Here is a 24,344-nt window from a genome sequence, read left to right as displayed (position 1 = left end):
ATGAAAATAGCTGATTTAATGACATTATTAGATAAGCATGTTCCATTTGCAACTGCTGAATCTTGGGACAATGTTGGATTGTTAATTGGGGATAGTGACGCTGAAGTTTCAGGTATTTTAACTGCGCTAGACTGTACGTTAGAAGTTGTAAATGAAGCAATAGATAAGGGTCATAATACGATTATTAGTCATCATCCATTAATATTTAAGGGCGTAACAACGTTAAAAGCTGAAGGATATGGTTTAATCATTCGAAAATTAATCCAACATGATATTAATCTAATTGCAATGCACACGAACTTGGATGTTAATCCAAACGGTGTCAATGTTATGTTAGCAAAAGCAATTGGCTTAAAACATATTTCTGTGATTAATAACCAATCAGAAAACTATTATAAAGTTCAAACGTATATTCCTAAGGAAAATGTACGAAACTTTAAAGATAAATTAAGTGAAAATGGTTTAGCTCAAGAAGGAAATTATGAGTACTGTTTTTTCGAAAGTGAAGGACAAGGTCAATTTAAACCTGTTGGCGAAGCAAATCCAACAATAGGTGAAATCAACAATATTGAATATGTAGATGAAATTAAAGTTGAATTCATGATATCAGCAAATCAAAAACTACTGACTGAAAAATTGATAAAGCAACATCATCCATACGAAACACCGGTTTATGATTTTATTGAAATGACACAATCATCACAATTTGGATTAGGAGTTATTGCTGAATTAGAAAATGAAATGACTATTGCAAATTTTGCTGCTGAAGTTAAGTTGAAATTAAACATTCCGAGCGTGCGCTTTGTAGGGTTGCCTAATCAAAAAATTAAACGTATTGCAATTGTTGGTGGGTCTGGTATAGGGTATGAATATCAAGCAGTTCAACAAGGAGCGGATATTTTTGTCACAGGTGATATTAAACATCATGATGCGTTAGATGCGAAGATTCAAGGAGTCAACTTATTAGATATTAATCATTATAGTGAGTATGTTATGAAGGAAGGTTTAAAAGCATTACTTCTCAAATGGCTAACTGGTAATAATCTAGATATAAACGTTGAAGCATCTACAATTAATACAGATCCATTTCAATATATTTAAGCTAAAATCTCGGAATTTCTAAATTTTGAAATTTCGAGGTTTTAATATTTTTATTTAAAATAGCACATTTATACTTTATAATAGTAAAGATGAACATATAAGGAGGCCAAATCATGGCAAAACATCCATTCGAACAATTTAATCTAGAATCTAGTTTAATTGACGCTGTGAAAGACCTTAATTTTGAAAAGCCAACTGAAATTCAGAATCGAATTATTCCAAGAATATTAAAGAGAACTAATTTAATTGGTCAATCTCAAACAGGTACAGGGAAATCTCATGCATTTTTATTACCATTAATGCAGTTAATTGATAGCGAAATTAAAGAACCACAAGCAATAGTAGTTGCACCAACAAGAGAACTTGCACAACAATTATACGACGCTGCGAATCATTTAAGCCAATTTAAAAGTGGTGTTTCAGTAAAATTATTCATTGGTGGCACAGACATTGAAAAAGATAAACAACGTTGTAGCACACAACCACAATTAATTATTGGTACACCAACAAGAATTAATGACTTAGCAAAAACTGGGCATTTACATGTTCACTTAGCATCCTATTTAGTTATTGATGAAGCTGATCTTATGATCGACTTAGGATTAATAGAAGATGTAGACTATATTGCTGCAAGACTTGAAGATAAGGCGAATATTGCAGTATTTAGTGCGACAATTCCACAACAATTACAACCATTTTTAAATAAATATTTAAGTCATCCAGAATTTGTAGCTGTTGACAGTAATAAGCAAAATAAAAAGAACATTGAATTCTTTTTAATCCCAACAAAGGGTGCTGCAAAAGTTGAAAAAACTTTAAATTTAATAGATATATTAAATCCATACTTATGTATTATTTTCTGTAATAGTAGAGATAATGCTAATGATTTAGCGCGTTCTTTAAATGAAGCAGGTATTAAAGTTGGAATGATTCACGGTGGTTTAACACCTCGTGAGCGTAAACAGCAAATGAAACGTATTCGTAATTTAGAATTTCAATATGTAATTGCGAGTGATTTAGCATCAAGAGGTATTGATATTGAAGGTGTTAGTCATGTAATTAATTTCGACGTGCCAAATGATATTGATTTCTTCACGCATAGAGTTGGTAGAACGGGTCGTGGTAACTATAAAGGTGTAGCAATCACGCTATATAGTCCAGACGAAGAGCCAAATATTTCATTAATTGAAGATCGTGGTTTTGTTTTCAATACTGTTGATATTAAAGACGGTGAATTAAAAGAAATTAAAGCACATAACCAGCGTCAGGCTAGAATGCGCAAAGATGATCATTTAACAAATCAAGTGAAAAATAAAGTAAGAAGTAAAATTAAAAACAAAGTTAAACCTGGATATAAAAAGAAATTTAAACAAGAAGTTGAAAAAATGAAACGTCAAGAACGTAAACAATTTAGTAAACAACAGAGTAGACAAAAGCGTAAACAAAACAAAAAAGGTTAGGTGTATTTAATGTTATTAGGATCACATGTTTCAATGAGTGGTAAAAAGATGTTAGAAGGTTCTGCATTAGAAGCGCATGATTATGGGGAAACAACATTTATGATATATACAGGTGCGCCACAAAATACGCGCCGTAAAAGTATTGAAGATTTAAATATTACTAAAGGTCATGAAGTAATGGAAAAATATGGCTTGTCTAATATTGTTGTTCATGCACCTTACATCATTAATATTGCAAATACAACTAAACCAGAAACATTTAATCTTGGTGTGGATTTCTTGCAACAAGAAATTGAAAGAACACAAGCAATAGGTGCAAAAGATATTGTGTTGCATCCAGGTGCACACGTTGGTGCTGGCGTAGATGCTGGAATTAACAAAATCATCGAAGGATTAAATGAAGTATTAACTAATGACAATAATGTTCGCATCGCACTTGAAACAATGGCGGGTAAAGGTACAGAGATAGGCCGTTCATTTGAAGAATTAGCACGAATCATTGATGGTGTTCATAACAACGAACGATTATCAGTATGTTTTGATACATGTCATACTCATGATGCTGGATATAATATCAAAGAAGATTTTGATGGTGTATTAAACGAATTTGATAAAATCATTGGCGTTGATAGAATTAAAGTTGTACATGTAAATGATTCTAAAAATGAGCGTGGTGCTCAAAAAGACCGACATGAAAATATTGGTTTCGGATATATTGGTTTTGATGCGTTAAATTATATCGTCCATCACAATAGTTTTAAAGATATACCAAAAATCTTAGAAACACCTTATGTTGGTGAAGATAAGAAAAATAAAAAACCACCTTATAAATTAGAAATTGAAATGTTAAAACAACAACAATTTGATCCAGAACTTAAAAATAAAGTAATGGAACAATAAATTGATAATGCTCCTTTCAAGTGGATTGTAAACTATAACTTGAAAGGGGCATGTCTCTTTATTATGTATAAATACCAGTCGTAAACATTACTGTTTACATATGTTACTAGGAGTTGTATAGTTGAATGCGAGGTGAGAATACGATGACACCAGTTTTTGAATTGAAAAATGTCGATTATAATTATGATCATAAAAAGGTGTTAGAAAATATTAACATCAAAATAAATAAAGGTGAATTTTTAGCAATTGTCGGACCTAATGGTGCTGGGAAATCAACCTTACTTAAATTGATATTAGGTTTACTACCTTTACAAAGTGGCGAAATATTTGTAGAGGGTGAAAATTTTAAAAATACAAAGACTTCTATTAAATTGAGTTATGTATCACAAAAAGCAAATGCATTTAATTCTGGTTTTCCAGCAAGTGTTAAAGAAGTTGTGTTAAGTGGTTTAACTAAAACAAAACGACTATTTCAAACATTTAATAATGATGATAATGAAAAAGTTATAAAAGTGCTTGAAAGACTGAATATAGCTGATTTGATTCACAAAAACATAGCAGAATTATCTGGGGGACAACAACAACGTGTAATGATTGCACGTGCATTAATTTCTGAGCCTGCAGTACTTGTTCTAGATGAACCAACAAATGGTATTGATGCAAAACATGTAAATGAATTTTATAAAACTTTGGATCAATTAAAACAAGAAGGAATTACTATTATATTAGTTACACATGATATTGGAGTGGTAGCAGATACAGCAACAGAAGTTGCATGTTTAAACAAGCATTTACATTTTCATGGAACAACAGATGAATTTAAATCACTTGATGAAGTAGAAATTTCAAAAATTTATGGACATCCTGTACGTTTTGTCGATCATCAACATAATCGAGAATGTTGTAATTAATAAAGTATGTTTATAAATAAAATGGAAAGGCGTGTCAAAATTGATAGATGCATTACTAAATTTTGATTTTATGAGGTACTCTTTAATAAGTGGTATCTTAATAGGTTTTATTGCGCCTTTAATTGGTGCTTTTATTGTTGTAAGACGACTTTCACTTATTGCTGATGCATTAAGTCATGTAACATTAGGTGGTATTTCATTTGGTATGTTTATATTAACTGTAATGCCGACACTTGTTTTTATTAATCCAATGTGGTTTGGAATATTATTTGCAATCGTTGGTGCATTATTAATTGAAAAATTAAGAACGTCTTACACTGCATATCAAGAAATAGCAATTCCCATTATAATGAGTGCAGGTATTGCTTTAAGTGCGATTTTTATATCATTAGCTGATGGGTTTAATCAAGAAATCGTAGGTTTGCTATTTGGTTCCATTAGTGCAGTAAACATAAGTGATTTAACTACGATTATTATTATTGCAGTGATAGTTGTGTTATTTATTACATTGTTTTATAAAGAATTATTCATATTGTCATTTGATGAAGAGTATAGTAAAGTCATCGGTATTCCAAAATGGATTCAATTTTTATTTATTGTTATTGTAGCAATGGTTATTTCAGCTTCAATGCGTGTAGTAGGGATATTATTAGTTAGTGCGCTAATCACATTGCCAATTGCTATAAGTATGCGATTAACTAAAAGTTTTAAACAGTTGATATTACTGAGTGTTTTTTTAGGAGAATTATCAGTTATTTTAGGTTTAGTTCTAGCGTTTTATATGGATATTTCTCCAGGTGGTGTAATTGTAGTATTACTTGTTATTATACTCATGATTACAATGGCTTATCAGAAAATGCGAATGAAGTTTAAAAAGGGGGCTAATATCAATGAATACAAATGATGCTATTAAAATATTAAAAGAGAACGGTTTGAAATATACAGACAAACGTAAAGATATGTTAGATATTTTCGTTGAAGAAGATAAATATATTAATGCTAAGTATATACAACAAGTTATGGATGAAAATTATCCAGGTATTTCATTTGATACGATTTACAGAAATCTACATTTGTTTAAAGATTTAGGGATAATCGAAAGCACAGAACTTGATGGTGAAATGAAATTTAGAATTGCATGTACAAAACATCATCATCATCATTTTATTTGCGAAAAATGTGGAGATACAAAAGTGATAGATTATTGTCCAATTGATCAAATAAAATTATCACTTCCAGGTGTTAATATTCACAAACATAAACTTGAAGTTTATGGTATATGTGAAACTTGCCAAGATTAATATTAAAAATGAGATTTATGTACATTTGGTCAGATAAATGCATAAATCTCATTTTTTATTTTTATTGGAAAATGTATAGAAGTTTTAAAATCATACTCCGTTCGTATGATTTATGGTAATTATGTTAACTTTTTTGAAGTAAAATGTTTAATTATTTTTGTTTTGAGTTATATTAAATAAGTAGACAAAATAACAAGTGGGCAAATTTAAGCAAATTCTTTGTTGAAGCACGTTCTGCTTGTTATTATTTACTTACAGACATTTTAGGAGGATGATTATTTATGGCTTTTGAATTACCAAAATTACCATACGCATTTGATGCATTAGAACCACATTTTGACAAAGAAACTATGGAAATTCACCATGACAGACATCACAACACTTATGTTACGAAATTAAATGCAGCAGTCGAAGGTACAGATTTAGAATCTAAATCTATCGAAGAAATCGTTGCTAATTTAGACAGTGTACCAGCTAATATTCAAACAGCTGTACGTAACAACGGTGGTGGACATCTAAACCATTCATTATTCTGGGAATTACTATCACCAAACTCAGAAGAAAAAGGTACTGTAGTAGAAAAAATTAAAGAACAATGGGGTTCTTTAGATGAATTCAAAAAAGAATTTGCTGACAAAGCAGCTGCACGCTTTGGTTCAGGTTGGGCTTGGTTAGTAGTTAACAATGGCCAGTTAGAAATCGTTACTACACCAAACCAAGATAACCCATTAACAGAAGGAAAAACACCAATTTTAGGTTTAGACGTATGGGAACACGCTTATTACCTAAAATATCAAAACAAACGTCCTGATTATATTGGCGCATTTTGGAATGTTGTTAACTGGGAAAAAGTTGACGAATTATACAATGCTGCAAAATAATTAGAAATAACTATTTCGGTCTCTTTAATGAGACCGTTATTTTTTTGTCAAAAAGATAGAAATAATTTTGAAATTCATATATCATTTAAAGTGAAAGACTTTGAATAGAGGTAGGTAGTTTTGTTAAAAAGGCTAAAAGAAAAATCAAATGATGAAATCGTTCAAAATACAATTAATAAAAGAATCAATTTTATATTTGGTGTGATTGTATTTATTTTTGCAGTACTAGTACTACGCTTAGGTTATTTACAAATTGCACAAGGCTCTCATTACAAACAAATTATTAAAAATGATGAAAATATTACTGTAAATGAGTCTGTGCCAAGAGGTCGTATTTTAGATAGAAATGGAAAAGTTTTAGTAGATAATGCATCTAAAATGGCTATTACATATACTCGCGGTCGTAAAACAACGCAATCAGAAATGTTAGATACGGCTGAAAAGTTATCAAAGCTTATTAAGATGGATACGAAGAAAGTTACAGAAAGAGATAAAAAAGATTTTTGGATTCAATTACATCCTAAAAAAGCGAAGGCCCTGATGACAAAAGAACAATCAATGCTAGCTGATGGCAGTATTAAGCAAGACCAATATGATAAACAACTGTTATCGAAAATTGGAAAAACACAACTTGATGAACTATCTTCAAAAGATTTACAAGTGTTAGCAATTTATAGGGAAATGAATGCAGGAACTGTATTAGATCCACAAATGATAAAAAATGAAGATGTTAGTGAAAAGGAATATGCAGCGGTTTCACAACAACTTTCAAAGTTACCAGGAGTAAATACTGCAATGGATTGGGATAGAAAATATCCATATGGTGATACATTAAGAGGTATATTTGGAGATGTTTCTACACCATCAGAAGGTATTCCAAAAGAATTAACGGAACAATATTTATCTAAAGGTTATTCTCGAAATGATCGCGTTGGAAAATCTTATTTAGAATATCAGTATGAAGATGTTTTACGTGGTAAGAAAAAAGAGATGAAATATACAACAGATAAATCTGGTAAAGTGACATCATCTGAAGTGTTAAATCCAGGTGCTCGTGGTCAAGACTTAAAACTGACAATAGATATTGATTTACAAAAAGAGGTCGAAGCGCTACTTGACAAGCAAATTAAGAAGCTTCGAAGTCAAGGCGCTAAAGATATGGATAATGCTATGATAGTTGTTCAGAATCCAAAAAATGGAGATATACTTGCTATAGCAGGAAAACAAATTAATAAAAATGGTAAAATGACTGATTATGATATTGGTACATTTACATCACAATTTGCAGTTGGTTCATCTGTAAAAGGTGGAACATTACTAGCTGGTTATCAAAATAAGGCGATTAAAGTTGGAGAGACAATGGTCGATGAACCTTTACATTTCCAAGGTGGTTTGACTAAACGATCTTATTTTAATAAAAATGGTCATGTTTCAATTAATGATAAACAAGCATTAATGCATTCATCTAACGTATATATGTTTAAAACAGCCCTGAAGTTAGCTGGCGATCCATATTATTCTGGCATGCCTTTACCTTCAGATATAAGTTCTCCTGCACAGAAATTAAGAAAAGGTCTTAATCAAGTAGGTTTAGGTGTTAAAACAGGAATCGATTTACCAAATGAGACACGCGGTCAAATTGAGCCATTAACTAATAATCCAGGTAATTATCTTGATTTATCAATTGGTCAGTATGATACTTATACACCATTACAGTTGGCGCAATATGTTTCGACAATTGCAAATGATGGATATCGAATTCAACCGCATATCGGTTTAACAATTCATGAATCAACTAATAAAGATGAAGTTGGTCCGCTTAAAAAGAAAATCACTGGAACAGTATTAAATAAAGTTAATAATACTGAAAAAGAAATCAAACAAGTTCAAGAAGGTTTTAAAATGGCATTTAATGAAAAAGATGGAACAGGTTATGTAAGTTTTAAAGATACTGTTGTACCATCTGCTGGTAAAACTGGTACGGCCGAGGTATTCCAAAATGGTGAACCTAGAGTTAACTCAACATATATTGGATATGCTCCAATTGATGATCCGAAACTAGCATTTTCAATTGTCTATACGAATCAACCAGTACCACCACCATGGTTAACTGGTGGAGACCTAGGTAGAGATGTCATTAATTATTATTTCAAACAACTTGGTAAGGATGTTAAAGATAAAGACAAAGATAAATAAAGCTTAATGTCTACTAAATAAGCACATGGTTGTAAAATTTTAACTTTGCAAATATTATAGATGTTGGTATAATAATAAAGTCGTATTTAGAAATGATAAGGAGGAATAGCCATGCGCGTAAACGTAACATTAGCTTGTACGGAATGTGGTGACAGAAACTACATTACAACTAAAAACAAAAGAAATAATCCAGAACGTGTTGAAATGAAAAAGTTCTGTTCACGTGAAAACAAACAAACTTTACACCGTGAAACTAAATAATCATTGAATTTTAAATTTAAATAACAATAAAAAAGGTGAAATCTCAACTAAACGAGGTTTCACCTTTTTATTTGTACTTTGTGACAAGGCACTAGATTATTTAAATGAATTATGTAAATAATTTTAGAATTGTCGCATAATTCAATAGGGCAACTTAATGACATGAATAGTTATAAACGATATAATAGTATTGAATAAAGTGGGTGATGGTGTGACTAAAAAAGAGATTAGGCAAACAATTTTACATAAAATGAAAAAATTTAATAAACATGAAAAGCAAAAGGCTGACACATGGCTAGCTAATAAATTTTTTGAAACTAGTGAATATAAAGAGGCAACGACAATTGCATTGTTTCTTTCATTCAAACATGAAGTAGATACTTTCTCAATCATTTCACATGCATTGAAACAACATAAACGTGTTTTTGTACCAGAAATGGATTATTCAAATCGTCAAATGACTTTTAAAGAAATATTTAATCTAGACGATATTGAAGTTGATAGCAAAGGAATTTATTTTTCGACTTCAGAAGGTGAAATTACAAACACCATGGATTTAGTTGTTGTGCCGGGTGTTGGTTTTCGAAATGATGGCTATAGAATAGGTTACGGTGGTGGCTATTATGATAAATTTTTAGCTAAATACCAGATGAAGACAATAAGCTTACTATATGATTTTCAATTAACATCTTTTGAACCAGAATCATTTGATCAAGCAGTCGATAAACTGATTATATATAAATCAGCATAGTGGAGGACTAAATGAACATAGACAAACAATTTTGGAAGACAATTTATTATTGGATTAGGTACTTAAATTTCGATATCGTTAGTAGGGAGAAAGATGACCAAGAAATTTGGTTAGCACATAAAAGAAAAAAACAAGTTGTTATTTTTAAGCAACACATTAATTCTACTCAGGAAATGCGCTTCGATAAAGCGAAAGTTCTAGACCATAAAAAAGAAATCGCTGAATTTATATCTTTTGAACCACAAAGTTTTGAATTTTATTATTTTACAGAAGCAGCATTCTCAGAAGAACAATTAAATGAAGTTGCGCCGATTAAAATTAAATTTAATATTATAAGAAGCACAAAAGATTTAATTAAACAAATGCCGAATTTTATTTTGGCTAAAATGATTTCTGAAGATAATGATAAAAAAACATATATGTTTTATAAACGTAAAGTATTAACTGATAATTTTTTAGATAAATATATGCAGAAATTTTCACCGGCAACATACATGTTAATATTTGTTAATGTCTTAATATGGTTATGTATGATTTTATATTTAAATAATTTTTCTGATGTGAAACTTCTAGATGTTGGTGGACTTGTGCATTTTAATGTCGTACATGGTGAATGGTATAGAATTATCACATCTATGTTTTTACATTTTAGTTTTGAACATATACTTATGAATATGCTTTCATTGTTTATTTTTGGTAAAATAGTCGAAGCAATTATTGGTTCATGGAGAATGCTAAGTATTTATTTTATAGCAGGATTATTTGGTAACTTTGTATCGTTATCGTTCAATACGACAACAATATCAGTTGGTGCAAGTGGTGCTATATTTGGATTGATTGGCTCAATTTTTGCAATGATGTATGTTTCTAAGACATTTAATAAAAAAATGTTAGGGCAATTGATGATAGCATTAGTAATTTTGATTGGTGTGTCATTATTTATGTCCAATATCAATATAGTAGCGCATATTGGTGGATTTGTAGGTGGTTTGTTAATAACATTAATTGGCTATTACTTTAATGTAAATCGTAAAATGTTTTGGACTTTACTTATAGCATTATTAGTTATATTTATAGCTCTTCAAATTAGAATATTTACAATTAAAGAAGATAATATTTATAATAAGCTAATTAAGGATGATATGCTTAGTGGCAATTATGATAATGCTCAAAATATTGTTAAACAAACAATCAATAAAAACTATGCAGATGATCAAACTTATTATTTAAGTGGCATGATTATGGCGACTCAAAACTCTAAATCTGAAGGAATGACTGAATGGGAGAGAGGACTTAGAATGTTTCCTAAATCAGGAATTTTAAATTTTGAGTTAGCAATTGCAAATCGTTCATTAAATGATGATGAAAAGGCATTAAAATTTGTGCGTAAAGCACTAAATACAGATCCTAAAAATACAGATTATATTAACTTAGAAAAAGAGTTGACTAAATCACATGAGTCGAAAAATAAATAACTTTTATGATGTGCAACAATTATTGAAAAGTTATGGATTTCTAATATATTTTAAAAATCCACAAGATATGTATGAAATGATTCAGCAAGAAATTTCATCACTATATCAATATGAACTTATATCCAAGGAAGAATATTTGAAATGTACGTTGATAATTAATCAGAGAAGGAATGAACAGTAATGACAAAAATTATTTTAGCAGCTGATGTAGGCGGAACAACTTGTAAATTAGGGATTTTTACACCTGAATTAGAACAATTACATAAATGGTCAATCCATACAGATACAACTGATAGTACAGGATATACACTATTAAAAGGTATCTATGATTCATTTGTAGAACAAGTTGATGCCAATAATTATACCTTTTCTAATGTGTTAGGTGTAGGTATCGGTGTGCCAGGTCCAGTTGATTTTGAAAATGGCACAGTTAACGGTGCAGTTAATTTATATTGGCCAGGAAAAGTAAATGTGCGTGAAATATTTGAACAGTTTGTTGATTGTCCAGTTTTTGTTGATAATGACGCAAACATTGCTGCTTTAGGGGAAAAACATAAAGGTGCAGGTGAAGGTGCTGATGATGTTGTAGCAATTACACTTGGAACAGGTCTTGGTGGAGGTATCATTTCAAATGGTGAAATCGTTCATGGACATAATGGTTCTGGTGCAGAAATCGGACATTTTAGAGCGGATTTTGATCAACGATTCAAATGTAATTGTGGTCGTTCTGGTTGCATTGAAACGGTTGCATCTGCCACAGGAGTTGTCAATTTAGTTAATTTCTACTATCCAAAATTAACTTTTAGATCTTCAATTTTAGAATTAATTAAAGAGAATAAAGTTACAGCTAAGGCTGTTTTTGATGCTGCCAAAGCGGGTGATCAGTTCTGTATTTTTATAACTGAAAAAGTAGCAAACTATATTGGATACTTATGTAGTATTATAAGTGTAACAAGTAACCCTAAATATATTGTCCTTGGCGGAGGGATGTCGACGGCAGGACCAATCTTAATTGAAAATATCAAAACAGAATATCATAATTTAACATTTAAACCGGCACAATTTGAAACTGAAATTGTACAAGCTAAATTAGGTAATGATGCAGGTATTACAGGAGCAGCAGGATTAATTAAGACCTATGTATTAGATAAAGAGGGGGTAAAATAATGGCTATTGTTGATGTGGTTGTTATTCCAGTTGGAACGGAAGGTCCGAGTGTTAGTAAATATATTGCAGATATTCAGAAAAAACTTCAAGAATATAAAGATATGGGGAAAATTGATTTTCAATTAACTCCTATGAATACATTAATTGAAGGTGAATTAAGCGATTTGCTAGAGGTTGTTCAGGTCATACATGAATTACCATTTGATAAAGGTTTAAGTAGAGTTTGCACAAATATTCGTATTGATGACCGACGAGACAAATCTAGAAAAATGAATGATAAATTAACATCAGTACAAAAGCATTTAGAAAATAGTGGTGAAAACCTATGAGGATTTCAAGCTTAACTTTAGGCTTAGTTGATACTAATACGTATTTCATCGAAAATGATAAAGCTGTTATTTTAGTTGATCCATCAGGTGAAAGTGAAAAAATTATTAAAAAATTAAATCAAATAAATAAACCGTTAAAAGCTATTTTACTTACACATGCACACTTTGATCATATCGGAGCAGTCGATGATATAGTAGATCGATTCGATGTACCGGTTTATATGCATGAATCAGAGTTTGATTTTTTAAAGGATCCAGTTAAAAATGGTGCAGATAAATTTAAGCAATATGGATTACCAATTATTACAAGTAAGGTAACTCCTGAAAAGTTAAACGAAGGTAGCGCAGAAATAGAAGGATTTAAGTTTAATGTGTTACACACACCTGGACATTCACCAGGAAGTTTAACATATGTGTTCGATGAATTCGCAGTAGTTGGAGATACATTATTTAATAATGGAATCGGACGTACAGATTTATATAAAGGTGACTATGAGACACTAGTTGATTCTATTCAAGATAAAATTTTTGAATTAGAAGGCGATTTACCTTTATTCCCTGGACATGGTCCATATACGACGGTTGATGATGAACAATTAAATCCATTTTTACATGGATAAAATAGAGTAATAAAAATACCTTCTACGTGAATATATGTAGGAGGTATTTTTATGAAGATTTTATTTCAAGAGATAATCAATAAAGCTATAGAAATGAAAGCGAGTGATGTGCATTTTATACCTGTTAAAAATGAAGTGAGTATTAAATTTCGTATAAATGACAACTTGGAACATTATGAAGTAATTGGAAATAGCATTTATCAAAAGTTATTAGTTTATATGAAATTTCAAGCTGGACTCGATGTTTCTACGCAACAAGTTGCACAGAGTGGTCGATATAGTTACCATTTTAATAAAATTTATTTTTTAAGAATTTCAACATTGCCATTATCACTTGGCCAAGAAAGTTGTGTGATAAGAATAGTTCCTCAGTATTTTCAACAAACAAAATCAACATATAAGTTTAATGATTTTAAACATTTAATGAATAAGAAACAAGGTCTTTTGTTATTTAGTGGTCCGACTGGTTCAGGTAAAAGTACCTTAATGTATCAAATGGTCTCATACGCTAATAAAGCGTTAAATTTAAATGTTATTTCTATTGAAGACCCTGTAGAAATACAAATTCCTGGAATAGTTCAAATAAACGTAAATGAAAAAGCTGGGATTAATTATGTGAATTCATTTAAAGCGATATTAAGATGTGATCCAGATGTGATTCTTATAGGTGAGATTAGAGATAAAGAAGTAGCTAAATGCGTTATCCAAGCTAGTTTAAGTGGTCATCTAGTTCTCACGACCTTACATGCAACAGATTGCAAAGGTGCAATTTTAAGATTATTAGAAATGGGGATTTCAGTACAAGAACTAATACAAGCAACTAATTTAATTATAAATCAAAGACTTGTTACTACAATTAAACAGGAACGACAATTAGTGTGTGAAATATTATCACAACAACAACTTCAGTATTTTTTCTCACATAATCATTCATTACCTACATCATTTAAAAAACTAGAAACAAAACTTGATGATATGACAAAAGCAGGTGTCATTTGTGAAAGTACAATGGATAAGTATATTTAAAGAATATTCTAAGAAACGACAACTAAACAAATCACAACAAATAGACCTAATGGTAAATTTAAAGAATTTACTTCAATATGGGTTCACTTTATATCAAAGCTTTCAGTTTCTAAACCTTCAAATTAAATACAAAGATAAAGAATTATCGTCAAAGATTCTTAGTGAAATTTCAAATGGTGCTTCGTGCAGCAAAATATTAGCTATGATAGGCTATAGTGATACTATAGTAATGCAAATATACTTAGCAGAAAGGTTTGGTAATATTGTAGATATCTTAGATGAAACAGTGAAATTTATGAAGATAAATAGAAAATCTGAACAAAGATTATTAAAAACTTTGCAATACCCTATAGTGTTAGTTTCGATATTTATAGGAATGATTATGATATTGAATATCACTGTTATTCCACAATTCCAACAATTATATACTTCAATGAATATTAAATTATCAACATTTCAAAAAGCACTTTCCTTTTTTATCTCCAGTTTACCTTCTTTAATATTAATAACAATTTTTCTTATTTCGATTTTAACTATTACAATTAAATTAATTTATAACAGACTAACGATGTTATGTAAAATCAACTTTATGATGAAGATACCGATTTTATCTAGTTATTATCAGTTGTTTAAAACATATTTTGTCACAAATGAATTAGTTTTATTCTATAAAAACGGTATAACACTTCAATCTATCGTTGATGTTTATATCAATCATAGTAGTGATCCATTTAGACAGTTTCTAGGTGAATATTTATTAACATTTTCAGAAAAGGGATATAGTTTGCCTGAAATTTTATCGAACTTAAAATGTTTTAAACCACAATTAATTAAGTTTATACAGCAAGGTGAAAAAAGAGGAAAATTAGAAGTTGAGCTAAGATTGTATTCTCAAATTTTAGTAAATCAACTTGAAGAAAAAGCCATACGTCAAACTCGAATTATTCAACCGATTTTATTTTTAATTTTAGGACTATTTATTGTCGCAATTTATTTAGTGATCATGTTACCTATGTTTCAGATGATGCAAAGTATTAACTAGTGGAGGTAATAATATGTTGAAAGTTATTAAAAAAGCAAAAGCATTTACTTTAATAGAAATGTTATTAGTTCTGTTAATTATAAGCTTATTATTAATGTTAATCATTCCTAACATTGCTAAACAAACATCTCATATCCAAGCTACTGGATGTAATGCGCAGGTAAAAATGGTTAATAGTCAAATCGAAGCATACGCATTGAAACACAATAGAAATCCCTCTTCAATCGATGAATTAGTAGCTGATGGGTTTATTAAAGAAGCACAAAAAACATGTAAATCTGGCGAGATAATATCGATAAGTAATGGAGAAGCCATTGCAAATTAGAAAACAAAAGGCATTTACATTTATTGAAATGCTTGTTGTAATGATGATTGTTAGTAGTTTTCTTTTATTGACTATGACATCAAATAGGTTAAGAGACTTCAAAGTTATCAATGATGAAACTAATATCATTTCATTAATTACTGAATTGAATTATCTTAAATCAAAAGCAATCGCTAATCAAAATTTTATTAATGTACGGTTTTATGAAAACAGTGACACAATTAAAGTTGTTGAGAAAAATAAGTTCTATTATTTAAAGTTAAAAGTTGGAAAAATAATTAATGTTGCAAAAGTGGATTCGATTTATTTTGATAAACATGGCAACATTAATAAGTTCGGGAGCATTTCTATAGAAATAAACAACAGGATCTATAGAGTAATATTTCATATTGAAAAAGGAAGAATTCGTTATGAAAAATTGTAAGCTCAAAGCATCATTATTTTTAGATGGCATGGCAGCACTTATGTTAGTTGGGTTAATCTGTTTAGTATTAATACCAATGATGAATCAAATGCGTATGAATTTTTATAATGAAGTTAAAAGTATAGATGTATCAAAGACTATTTTAACTGCAGCTTCCACTAATAGTAAAAATAAGCTAAAAAAAGGAGTTATAATTGGAGAATATGTTATTAAGTTGGATAATAAACAAATTTGCGCAATTAAAAATAAAAATTCTTCAAAATTTAAAGAATGTATTCAGTATTAATGTAAAGGCTTTTTCGTTAATTGAAATGATATTAGCGATGATGGTTATAAGTATTATTTTACTCATTGTACCTGACACAATAAAAATAAGTAAGACATTTTTAAATGAGAGCAAAGATTTAACGAGTGTTGATTTTGAATTCTTTGCGAGAGACTTAATTGAAGATTTTAAAACAATAGATAAAAAACAAATTGAAATCAAACCCCATACTATTCATATTAATAAAACAAATGAGCAAATTGAGTATAAATTATTGAATAATAAAATTATAAAAACAGTTAATGATAAGGGGAATATAACAATGTTAAACAATGTTCAATCTTTTTCGATTGATAAAGGTCAAGATGCTATTTTGCGAATATCAATTTCATTAAAAGAAGGTGCATTAATACGTAACAAAATAATATTTGTTTAAGTTCGTCTATTAATTGATGTTAAAAATTGATAAAGGTTGTGAATGTACCAATAAAATTTAATAGTTTACGACAAAACGGCTATGTTACACCATTTTTATTGATGCTTACTGCAATTTATTTTGCGATTTTCACTTTTTATATTAGTCAGTATAGTTTAAAATTAAAGACATTACATAATTTAGAAATTGACTATAAAAACAAGATTGTTTTGCTTTTGAAAGAAGGGGAAGGACATGGAGCTAAATAAAGCACCAATTATATTAATTGGTTTCATGGGTAGTGGTAAGTCGACAATTGGCAAATATATTGCAGAAAAACAAAATTTGAATTTTGTTGATCTTGATTTGTATATTGAAGAAAAAGAAAAATTAACAATTCCAGAAATCTTTAATCAGAATGGTGAACGTTATTTTAGAGAACTAGAATTTAAATATTTACAAGAGTGTGTTAATACTGCAGATATTATTGCTACGGGTGGAGGAATCATTGAAAGTAATGATGCGTTCAATTATTTGAAAAATCAAAAAAAAATTATATGGTTAGATTGTGAAATCGAAATTTTGTTCAACAGAATAAATCACGATCCACATCGTCCGAATGCTAGCAATAAGACATTAGAGCAATTAAATGACTTGTATTGTTCTCGGTTTTTAAGATATAATGAAATCGCATTCAAGAAATTAGATAGTAATCTGCTATCGATTTCAGAAATATATTATGAATTGCTAAATTTAATAAATGCGAGTGATCAGTATTAGAGAGAATAGAGCTGTTAGACTCTATCGCCGAAGGTGCAAGTAATTTTTACGAAACTCTCAGGCAAAAGGATAATACTGTAACGCGTTCCTGAATTTGTGATTTATAAACAGGGTAGCAAAAGCTATCCTGTTTTTTTAATTTTAAGGGGGTATTTCAATGTCAAGTGATTTAAAACAAACACCTTTATATCAAAATTATGTTGATAGAGGTGCTAAAATTGTAGAATTCGGTGGATGGGCTATGCCTGTTCAGTTTTCAAGTATTAAAGAAGAGCACAATGCTGTTCGCTACGAAATTGGCCTTTTTGATGTAAGTCATATGGGTGAGATTGAAGTGACAGGTAAAGATGCTAGCCAATTTGTACAATATTTATTTTCAAACGATACTGATAATTTAACTTCTTCTAAGGCATTATATACTGCTTTATGCAATGAAGAAGGAGGCATTATAGATGATTTAGTAATATACAAATTAGCTGAAGACAAATATCTACTAGTTGTCAATGCTGCTAATACTGAAAAAGATTATAATTGGATTTTAAAACATAAAGACCAATTTGACGTTGAAGTTCAAAATGTATCAAATCAATATGGTCAATTAGCGATACAAGGACCAAAAGCAAGAGACTTAATCAATGAATTAGTAGATGTTGATGTCACTGATATGGGTATGTTCGAATTCAAAAAAGATATTCAATTATTTGGGACAAACGTCATTTTATCTCAATCTGGATATACTGGAGAAGATGGTTTCGAAATATATTGTGATATTAATGATACAGAAAAAATTTGGGATGGGCTTTTAGAATATAACGTATTGCCGTGTGGATTAGGTGCTCGAGATACATTAAGATTAGAAGCAGGATTACCTCTACATGGACAAGATTTAACTGAATCAATCACACCTTATGAGGGTGGTATCGCATTTGCGAGCAAACCGCTCATTGAAGCTGACTTTATTGGTAAATCAGTTTTAAAAGATCAAAAAGAAAATGGTGCGCCTAGAAGAACGGTGGGATTAGAATTACTTGAAAAAGGAATTGCAAGAACTGGTTATGAAGTCATGGATTTAGATGGCAATGTTATTGGCGAAGTAACTTCAGGTACTCAATCACCATCATCAGGTAAATCAATTGCTCTAGCAATGATAAAAAGGGATGAATTTGAAATGGGTAGAGAATTACTTGTTCAAGTTCGTAAGCGTCAATTAAAAGCGAAAATTGTTAAGAAAAATCAAATTGATAAATAATTAAAAGGGGTGTGCATTGTGAGTCATCGTTATATACCTTTAACTGAAGAAGACAAACAAGAGATGTTACAAACTATTGGTGCAAAATCTATTGGAGAATTATTTGGAGATGTACCAGGTGACATTTTATTAAATAGAGATTTAAATATCGCTGAAGGTGAAGCAGAAACAACATTACTGAGAAGATTAAATCGTATCGCAAGCAAGAATATAACTAAAGAAACGCATACATCATTTTTAGGTGCAGGTGTATACGATCATTATACGCCATCAGTTGTTGATGCAATGATATCTAGATCTGAATTTTATACAGCCTATACACCATATCAACCTGAAATTTCTCAAGGTGAATTACAAGCTATTTTCGAGTTCCAAACTTTAATATGTGAATTAACAGATATGGATGTAGCAAACTCTTCAATGTATGATGGAATGACTAGTTTTGCAGAAGCATGTATTTTAGCATTTAGCCAAACTAAGAAAAATAAAATTGTAGTATCAAAAGGTTTACATTATCAAGCGCTACAAGTACTTCATACTTATGCTAAGACACGTAAGGAATTCGAAGTAGTGGAAATCGATTTAGATGGTACTGTAACAGATTTAAATAAATTAGAGCAAGCAGTGGATGATGATACAGCAGCTGTAGCTGTTCAATATCCAAACTTCTATGGCTCTATAGAGGATTTAGAAAAAATTCATAGTTTTGTAGAAGATAAAAAAGCACTCTTCATTGTATATGCGAATCCACTAGCTTTAGGATTACTTACACCACCAGGTACATTTGGTGCAGATATTGTAGTAGGAGATACTCAACCATTTGGTATTCCTGCACAATTTGGTGGGCCACATTGTGGATATTTTGCAACGACGAAAAAGTTAATGCGTAAAGTACCAGGTAGACTAGTTGGCCAAACGCAAGATGATGAAGGAAATAGAGGCTTTGTTTTAACATTACAAGCACGTGAGCAACATATTAGACGTGATAAAGCGACTTCTAATATTTGTTCAAACCAAGCATTAAATGCTCTAGCATCATCAATTGCAATGTCAGCACTTGGCAAACAAGGTATATATGACATTGCTGTTCAAAATTTTGAACACGCAAATTATGCTAAACAGCAATTTATTAATAGAGGCTTCGAAGTACTAGAAGGCACTTCATTCAATGAATTTGTAGTTAAATTTGACAAACCAATTCAACAAATTAATAAAGAATTAGTTAAGCAAAATATTATTGGTGGATTCGATTTAGGCGTCGTTTCAGACGACTTTAAAAACCACATGCTAATTGCTGTAACTGAATTAAGAACAAAAGATGAAATTGATACATTTGTAGAGAAAGCTGGTGAGTTAAATGACTAGTAAATCAAGTCCGTTAATTTTTGAAAGATCTCGTAAAGGGAGATATGCATTTTCATTACCGAAAAGCGAAATCAAAACAGATGCAGTAGAATCATTATTAGATGATAAATTTATTCGTAAAAATAAAGCGGAGTTTCCTGAAGTAGCTGAATTAGATTTAGTTCGTCATTATACAGAACTATCAAATAAAAATTTCGGTGTCGATAATGGATTTTATCCTTTAGGGTCATGTACGATGAAATATAATCCTAAAATTAATGAGAAAGTGGCTAGAATCCCAGGTTTTAGTGAATCACACCCATTACAAGATGAAGATCAAGTTCAAGGTTCTCTAGAAATAATTTATAGTTTGCAAGAAGAGTTGAAAGAAATTACTGGTATGGATGAAGTTACGTTACAACCAGCTGCAGGTGCGCATGGTGAATGGACTGCATTGATGATATTTAAAGCTTATCATGAGAATAATGGCGAAGGTCATCGTGATGAAGTCATTGTGCCAGATTCTGCGCATGGAACGAATCCAGCATCAGCTTCATTTGCAGGGTTTAAATCAGTTACTGTAAAATCAAACGAACGTGGCGAAGTTGATATTGATGATTTGAAACGTGTTGTAAATGAAAATACAGCAGCTATTATGTTAACTAATCCAAACACTTTAGGTATTTTCGAAAAAAATATTATGGAAATTCGTGAAATCGTCCATAATGCTGGTGGCCTATTATATTATGATGGTGCTAATTTAAATGCCATTATGGATAAAGTGCGCCCAGGAGATATGGGATTTGATGCTGTTCATTTAAACTTGCATAAAACATTTACTGGTCCACATGGTGGTGGCGGTCCAGGTTCAGGCCCAGTTGGTGTTGTTAAAGAACTTGCTAGCTATTTACCTAAACCAATGGTCATTAAAGACGGTGACACTTTTAAATACGATAATGATATTAAACATTCAATCGGCCGTGTCAAACCATTTTACGGTAATTTTGGAATTTATTTAAGAGCTTATACGTATATTAGAACGATGGGAGCGACTGGACTTAAAGAAGTTTCAGAGGCAGCTGTTTTGAATGCAAATTACATTAAGGCGCGTTTATCAGAACATTTTGAAGTTCCTTATAAACAATATTGTAAGCATGAATTTGTCTTAAGCGGCGTTCGTCAAAAAGAATTCGGTGTACGTACTTTAGACATGGCTAAGCGATTATTAGATTTCGGTGTACATCCACCAACAATCTACTTCCCATTAAATGTTGAAGAAGGTATGATGATTGAACCGACTGAGACAGAGTCAAAAGAAACTTTAGATTACTTTATCGATAGTTTAATAAGTATTGCTGAAGAAGCTAAAAATGATCCTGATAAAGTGTTGGAAGCACCACATACGACTGTAATTGACCGATTAGATGAAGCAACTGCTGCACGTAAGCCAATTCTTAAATTTGAAAATCTTAAACAAGAAAAATAAATAGGTATTGAATTGACTAGTGGGTATATACATTGTGCTCGCTAGTCTTTTTATTTGGTTTTAGTGGTTGAGAAAATGTTAGTAATATATAAAATATGTTTATTGCTAAAGTTGTAGTTTAAAATTAGACTGTTGAAATATGATTGTGTAATTTCAATAGCCTTGATTAATATGCCTGAACCAATATAAATAATAAAATCTGAGTATTTAAGTTGGTACTAAATAAACACTCAGATTTTTAGGTATCTTGTATTAAGTTTACTAAAACAAAAGACTACTTCTTAGACTTAATTTTTCCAGTCCATTTTTTATAGCCGCCTTTTAACATATAGATATCTGTATATCCATTCTTTTTTAAAATACGAGCAGCTCTATAACTTGCAATCCCATTAGCATCACATAAATAAACCGGTTGGTCTTTTCTTAATCCTTGGAATCTTTGTCTAAACATTGTCATAGGAATATTGCGAGAACCATTAATATGACCATAATCATAGTCAACTTTCTCTCTAACATCGATGACTTGAGCTTTTCTAATCCCGTTATGGAATTCATTTTGATCTAATTCTTTAACAGCTCGCTTGTTAAGAATTTGTTGAACAATCATATAAGCAATAATTGCTATAACTAAAATTATTGCGATGTACAAACTAGCACTCATCTTGCATCCTCCCTAATTAAACGATAATATAATTATAAGACTGTTAGGTCAAATTATCAAAATATTTCACTAAAGAATTACAATTATTATTCATTTAGTTAAATTGGTTAATTAGCGAATCAAATATTATACATTTTGCTGATAGGAGTTCTAGAAAATGACTGAAACTTGGAATTTTATAAATACGGGAAGTAAAGATCCATATTTTAATATGGCAATGGATGAAGCGTTATTAAATTTTGTCTCAAGAGGTGAAATTGATCCAGTCATCCGCTTTTATACTTGGAATCCAGCGACATTATCAATCGGATATTTTCAAAGATTACAAAAGGAAATTGACATTGATAAAGTTAAAGAGAAGGGTTTCGGTCTCGTAAGGCGCCAAACTGGTGGTCGTGGGGTGCTTCATGATAAAGAGTTAACATATAGTGTTATAGTTCCTGAATCACATCCTAATATGCCATCAACTGTAACAGAAGCATATAGAGTAATTTCACAAGGATTGTTAGAAGGATTCAAAAATCTTGGCTTTGAAACGTATTTTGCTGTACCTAAAACGCCAGAAGAACGTCAAAAGTTAAAGCAACCTCGAAGTTCAGTTTGTTTTGATGCGCCCAGTTGGTATGAATTAGTTGTAGAAGGACGCAAAATTGCAGGTAGTGCCCAAACCAGACAAAAAGGCGTTATTTTACAGCACGGTTCAATTTTACAAGATATTGATATTGATGAGTTATTTGATATGTTTATTTATAAAAATGATAGATTGAAAGCAAAAATGAAAGAAGCTTTCGTAGAAAAAGCAGTCGCTATTAATGATATTTCAGATAAACATATTACGATAAATCAAATGGAAACAGCATTTGAGGAAGGATTTAAAAAAGGTTTGAATATTGAATTAAAACCACTTGAATTAACAGAATCACAATTAGCAGAAATAAATGAACTCACTGAAAAATATCGTTCAGATGAATGGACGTATAGAAAGTAGTTAATGTTAAACAAAATGGAAGCGAAAATAGGTTGTTTTTAACCTTACTTCGCTTCCATTTTAATTATTGTTATTTTCTTCTTTGATTTCTTTTATACTTACGCATTGCTTTTCGATATTTACGTTGGTCTTCTGTTAAGATGAAGAAGTAATAAATAAGGTAAATAATTCCAGCTATAACTGCAAAACTGATTAACATTCTAACAATTGAAAAAATAAAATCATCTAAGTTAACTATTAATCCGATTGCAGCAACAATAAGTATTATATAAAAAATTATATTACGCATTAAAATGCTCCTATCATGATTTAGCGTTTATGTTTAATTTGGATAATGCTTGTTGACCTTTAGTCAATTGCTTTTTATCCTTACTTTGATAGCCATTTTTAATATCATCAAACGCACTATTCAAATCAGAGTTTAATTTATCGATAGTTTTAGATGACTTTTTGTCATCGTCACTTAGCGATAACCCATCAATTGAATCTTTATAAGTATTATGTGCACTTTGTATATCATTAGATATTTGATTTAATTTTGATTGAACATCTTTGTCGCCTTTGTTCTTCGTTACATCTTTTTCAATATCATTATATGCTTTTAAAGCTTTAGCAACTTTATCATAATATGTTGAAGTTATATTCATGAATTTAATTTTTGTATTATTTGATGCTGTTTTTTTGCTATTTTCTTTATCTTTTTCAAGTCCTTTAATTTTGTTTTTAGAATCAGTGATTTGTTGATTAAGTTCTTGAATGTCTAATTTGAGTTGATGATTATCATCTCTTAAGTCTGTTGTTTTTTCTTCTAATGGTGCTAAGTTTTGTGAACCACAACCAGCTAACAATAATGTTGCGCCAACAATTGAAATCAATTTTTTCATTACAATCTCCCTAAAATCAATATCTATTATTTTTAATCCTTAATATGATATTATTTTAATGTATAAAGTAGAAATGCACAAACTTTTCACTAGGAGGTTATA

General features: G+C 30.4%; 30 protein-coding genes and 1 riboswitch. Of the genes, 27 read left to right on the top strand and 3 right to left on the bottom strand.

Annotated features, from left to right (window positions below; genetic code table 11):
* From ML436_07565 to gcvPB, 26 genes are all read left to right on the top strand, one after another.
* A complete protein-coding gene (locus tag ML436_07565; GenBank protein ID UMT77060.1) occupies positions 1 to 1,101 on the top strand; it encodes a Nif3-like dinuclear metal center hexameric protein in 1,101 nt (366 codons plus the stop codon).
* Between the two features lie 113 nt (positions 1,102 to 1,214).
* Positions 1,215 to 2,561, top strand: a complete 1,347-nt coding sequence (locus ML436_07560) for a DEAD/DEAH box helicase (GenBank protein UMT77059.1) — start codon at positions 1,215 to 1,217, stop codon at positions 2,559 to 2,561.
* Between the two features lie 9 nt (positions 2,562 to 2,570).
* Positions 2,571 to 3,461, top strand: coding sequence for a deoxyribonuclease IV (locus ML436_07555; protein UMT77058.1), 891 nt, complete (start codon positions 2,571 to 2,573; stop codon positions 3,459 to 3,461).
* 125 nt (positions 3,462 to 3,586) lie between these two features.
* The gene (locus ML436_07550) at positions 3,587 to 4,372 is read left to right on the top strand and encodes a metal ABC transporter ATP-binding protein (GenBank protein UMT77057.1); all 786 of its coding nucleotides are present in this window, start codon (positions 3,587 to 3,589) and stop codon (positions 4,370 to 4,372) included.
* A gap of 40 nt (positions 4,373 to 4,412) precedes the next feature.
* Positions 4,413 to 5,276: a metal ABC transporter permease gene (locus ML436_07545; protein ID UMT77056.1), complete on the top strand. Its 864-nt coding sequence runs from the start codon at positions 4,413 to 4,415 to the stop codon at positions 5,274 to 5,276.
* Positions 5,263 to 5,673, top strand: coding sequence for a transcriptional repressor (locus ML436_07540; GenBank protein ID UMT77055.1), 411 nt, complete (start codon positions 5,263 to 5,265; stop codon positions 5,671 to 5,673). Before ML436_07545 ends, ML436_07540 begins: the two co-directional genes overlap by 14 nt.
* Before the next feature lie 281 nt (positions 5,674 to 5,954).
* A complete protein-coding gene (locus ML436_07535) occupies positions 5,955 to 6,554 on the top strand; it encodes a superoxide dismutase (GenBank protein ID UMT77054.1) in 600 nt (199 codons plus the stop codon).
* A 120-nt stretch (positions 6,555 to 6,674) separates the two neighbouring features.
* Positions 6,675 to 8,750 (top strand): penicillin-binding protein 2, encoded by a 2,076-nt coding sequence (locus ML436_07530; protein UMT77053.1) that lies wholly within the window; start codon positions 6,675 to 6,677, stop codon positions 8,748 to 8,750.
* A 111-nt stretch (positions 8,751 to 8,861) separates the two neighbouring features.
* A complete protein-coding gene (gene rpmG / locus ML436_07525) occupies positions 8,862 to 9,011 on the top strand; it encodes a 50S ribosomal protein L33 (GenBank protein ID UMT77052.1) in 150 nt (49 codons plus the stop codon).
* 211 nt (positions 9,012 to 9,222) lie between these two features.
* Positions 9,223 to 9,762 (top strand): 5-formyltetrahydrofolate cyclo-ligase, encoded by a 540-nt coding sequence (locus ML436_07520; protein ID UMT77051.1) that lies wholly within the window; start codon positions 9,223 to 9,225, stop codon positions 9,760 to 9,762.
* A gap of 11 nt (positions 9,763 to 9,773) precedes the next feature.
* Positions 9,774 to 11,237 carry a rhomboid family intramembrane serine protease gene (locus tag ML436_07515; protein UMT77050.1) on the top strand — a complete coding sequence of 488 codons (1,464 nt, stop codon included), beginning with the start codon at positions 9,774 to 9,776 and terminating at the stop codon, positions 11,235 to 11,237.
* Positions 11,218 to 11,418 (top strand): DUF910 family protein, encoded by a 201-nt coding sequence (locus ML436_07510; GenBank protein UMT77049.1) that lies wholly within the window; start codon positions 11,218 to 11,220, stop codon positions 11,416 to 11,418. The genes ML436_07515 and ML436_07510 overlap by 20 nt, the downstream gene beginning before the upstream one ends.
* Positions 11,418 to 12,404, top strand: a complete 987-nt coding sequence (locus ML436_07505) for an ROK family glucokinase (GenBank protein ID UMT77048.1) — start codon at positions 11,418 to 11,420, stop codon at positions 12,402 to 12,404. The genes ML436_07510 and ML436_07505 overlap by 1 nt, the downstream gene beginning before the upstream one ends.
* On the top strand, positions 12,404 to 12,733 hold the full coding sequence (locus ML436_07500; protein UMT77047.1) for an MTH1187 family thiamine-binding protein: 330 nt from the start codon (positions 12,404 to 12,406) through the stop codon (positions 12,731 to 12,733). Before ML436_07505 ends, ML436_07500 begins: the two co-directional genes overlap by 1 nt.
* Positions 12,730 to 13,353, top strand: a complete 624-nt coding sequence (locus ML436_07495) for an MBL fold metallo-hydrolase (protein UMT77046.1) — start codon at positions 12,730 to 12,732, stop codon at positions 13,351 to 13,353. Before ML436_07500 ends, ML436_07495 begins: the two co-directional genes overlap by 4 nt.
* 51 nt (positions 13,354 to 13,404) lie before the next feature.
* Positions 13,405 to 14,379 (top strand): GspE/PulE family protein, encoded by a 975-nt coding sequence (locus ML436_07490; GenBank protein UMT77045.1) that lies wholly within the window; start codon positions 13,405 to 13,407, stop codon positions 14,377 to 14,379.
* A complete protein-coding gene (locus tag ML436_07485) occupies positions 14,351 to 15,421 on the top strand; it encodes a type II secretion system F family protein (GenBank protein ID UMT77044.1) in 1,071 nt (356 codons plus the stop codon). Before ML436_07490 ends, ML436_07485 begins: the two co-directional genes overlap by 29 nt.
* A gap of 13 nt (positions 15,422 to 15,434) precedes the next feature.
* Positions 15,435 to 15,746, top strand: coding sequence for a prepilin-type N-terminal cleavage/methylation domain-containing protein (locus ML436_07480; GenBank protein ID UMT77043.1), 312 nt, complete (start codon positions 15,435 to 15,437; stop codon positions 15,744 to 15,746).
* Positions 15,724 to 16,170, top strand: a complete 447-nt coding sequence (locus ML436_07475; GenBank protein UMT77042.1) for a type II secretion system GspH family protein — start codon at positions 15,724 to 15,726, stop codon at positions 16,168 to 16,170. The genes ML436_07480 and ML436_07475 overlap by 23 nt, the downstream gene beginning before the upstream one ends.
* Positions 16,157 to 16,456, top strand: coding sequence for a competence protein ComGE (locus ML436_07470; GenBank protein UMT77041.1), 300 nt, complete (start codon positions 16,157 to 16,159; stop codon positions 16,454 to 16,456). Before ML436_07475 ends, ML436_07470 begins: the two co-directional genes overlap by 14 nt.
* A complete protein-coding gene (locus tag ML436_07465; protein UMT79502.1) occupies positions 16,374 to 16,871 on the top strand; it encodes a prepilin-type N-terminal cleavage/methylation domain-containing protein in 498 nt (165 codons plus the stop codon). Before ML436_07470 ends, ML436_07465 begins: the two co-directional genes overlap by 83 nt.
* A gap of 98 nt (positions 16,872 to 16,969) precedes the next feature.
* Positions 16,970 to 17,119: a hypothetical protein gene (locus tag ML436_07460; GenBank protein ID UMT79501.1), complete on the top strand. Its 150-nt coding sequence runs from the start codon at positions 16,970 to 16,972 to the stop codon at positions 17,117 to 17,119.
* A complete protein-coding gene (locus ML436_07455) occupies positions 17,106 to 17,630 on the top strand; it encodes a shikimate kinase (protein UMT77040.1) in 525 nt (174 codons plus the stop codon). Before ML436_07460 ends, ML436_07455 begins: the two co-directional genes overlap by 14 nt.
* Positions 17,617 to 17,713, top strand: a riboswitch (glycine riboswitch). (Overlaps the previous gene by 14 nt.)
* A gap of 74 nt (positions 17,714 to 17,787) precedes the next feature.
* Positions 17,788 to 18,879 (top strand): glycine cleavage system aminomethyltransferase GcvT, encoded by a 1,092-nt coding sequence (gene gcvT, locus ML436_07450; protein ID UMT77039.1) that lies wholly within the window; start codon positions 17,788 to 17,790, stop codon positions 18,877 to 18,879.
* Between the two features lie 18 nt (positions 18,880 to 18,897).
* Complete coding sequence (gene gcvPA, locus ML436_07445) at positions 18,898 to 20,244, top strand: aminomethyl-transferring glycine dehydrogenase subunit GcvPA (protein UMT77038.1); 1,347 nt, start codon at positions 18,898 to 18,900, stop codon at positions 20,242 to 20,244.
* Positions 20,237 to 21,709 carry an aminomethyl-transferring glycine dehydrogenase subunit GcvPB gene (gene gcvPB, locus ML436_07440; protein UMT77037.1) on the top strand — a complete coding sequence of 491 codons (1,473 nt, stop codon included), beginning with the start codon at positions 20,237 to 20,239 and terminating at the stop codon, positions 21,707 to 21,709. Before gcvPA ends, gcvPB begins: the two co-directional genes overlap by 8 nt.
* A gap of 274 nt (positions 21,710 to 21,983) precedes the next feature.
* Here gcvPB and ML436_07435 read toward each other — a convergent pair whose 3' ends face one another.
* Positions 21,984 to 22,370: a rhodanese-like domain-containing protein gene (locus ML436_07435; protein UMT77036.1), complete on the bottom strand. Its 387-nt coding sequence runs from the start codon at positions 22,368 to 22,370 to the stop codon at positions 21,984 to 21,986.
* A gap of 157 nt (positions 22,371 to 22,527) precedes the next feature.
* Here ML436_07435 and ML436_07430 point away from each other — a divergent pair, with 157 nt between their 5' ends.
* Positions 22,528 to 23,358, top strand: a complete 831-nt coding sequence (locus ML436_07430) for a lipoate--protein ligase family protein (GenBank protein UMT77035.1) — start codon at positions 22,528 to 22,530, stop codon at positions 23,356 to 23,358.
* A 70-nt stretch (positions 23,359 to 23,428) separates the two neighbouring features.
* Here the strand turns inward: ML436_07430 and ML436_07425 are convergent, their stop codons facing one another.
* Both ML436_07425 and ML436_07420 read right to left on the bottom strand, forming a co-directional pair.
* The gene (locus ML436_07425; protein ID UMT77034.1) at positions 23,429 to 23,647 is read right to left on the bottom strand and encodes a hypothetical protein; all 219 of its coding nucleotides are present in this window, start codon (positions 23,645 to 23,647) and stop codon (positions 23,429 to 23,431) included.
* 13 nt (positions 23,648 to 23,660) lie between these two features.
* Positions 23,661 to 24,242 carry a hypothetical protein gene (locus tag ML436_07420; protein ID UMT77033.1) on the bottom strand — a complete coding sequence of 194 codons (582 nt, stop codon included), beginning with the start codon at positions 24,240 to 24,242 and terminating at the stop codon, positions 23,661 to 23,663.
* Positions 24,243 to 24,344: the final 102 nt, after the last annotated feature.

It is taken from the genome of Staphylococcus roterodami, from assembly GCA_022493055.1.
Lineage (GTDB): Bacteria > Bacillota > Bacilli > Staphylococcales > Staphylococcaceae > Staphylococcus > Staphylococcus singaporensis.
Note: the sequence above shows the minus strand (reverse complement) of the source record. Positions and strands in the feature narration are given on the sequence as shown.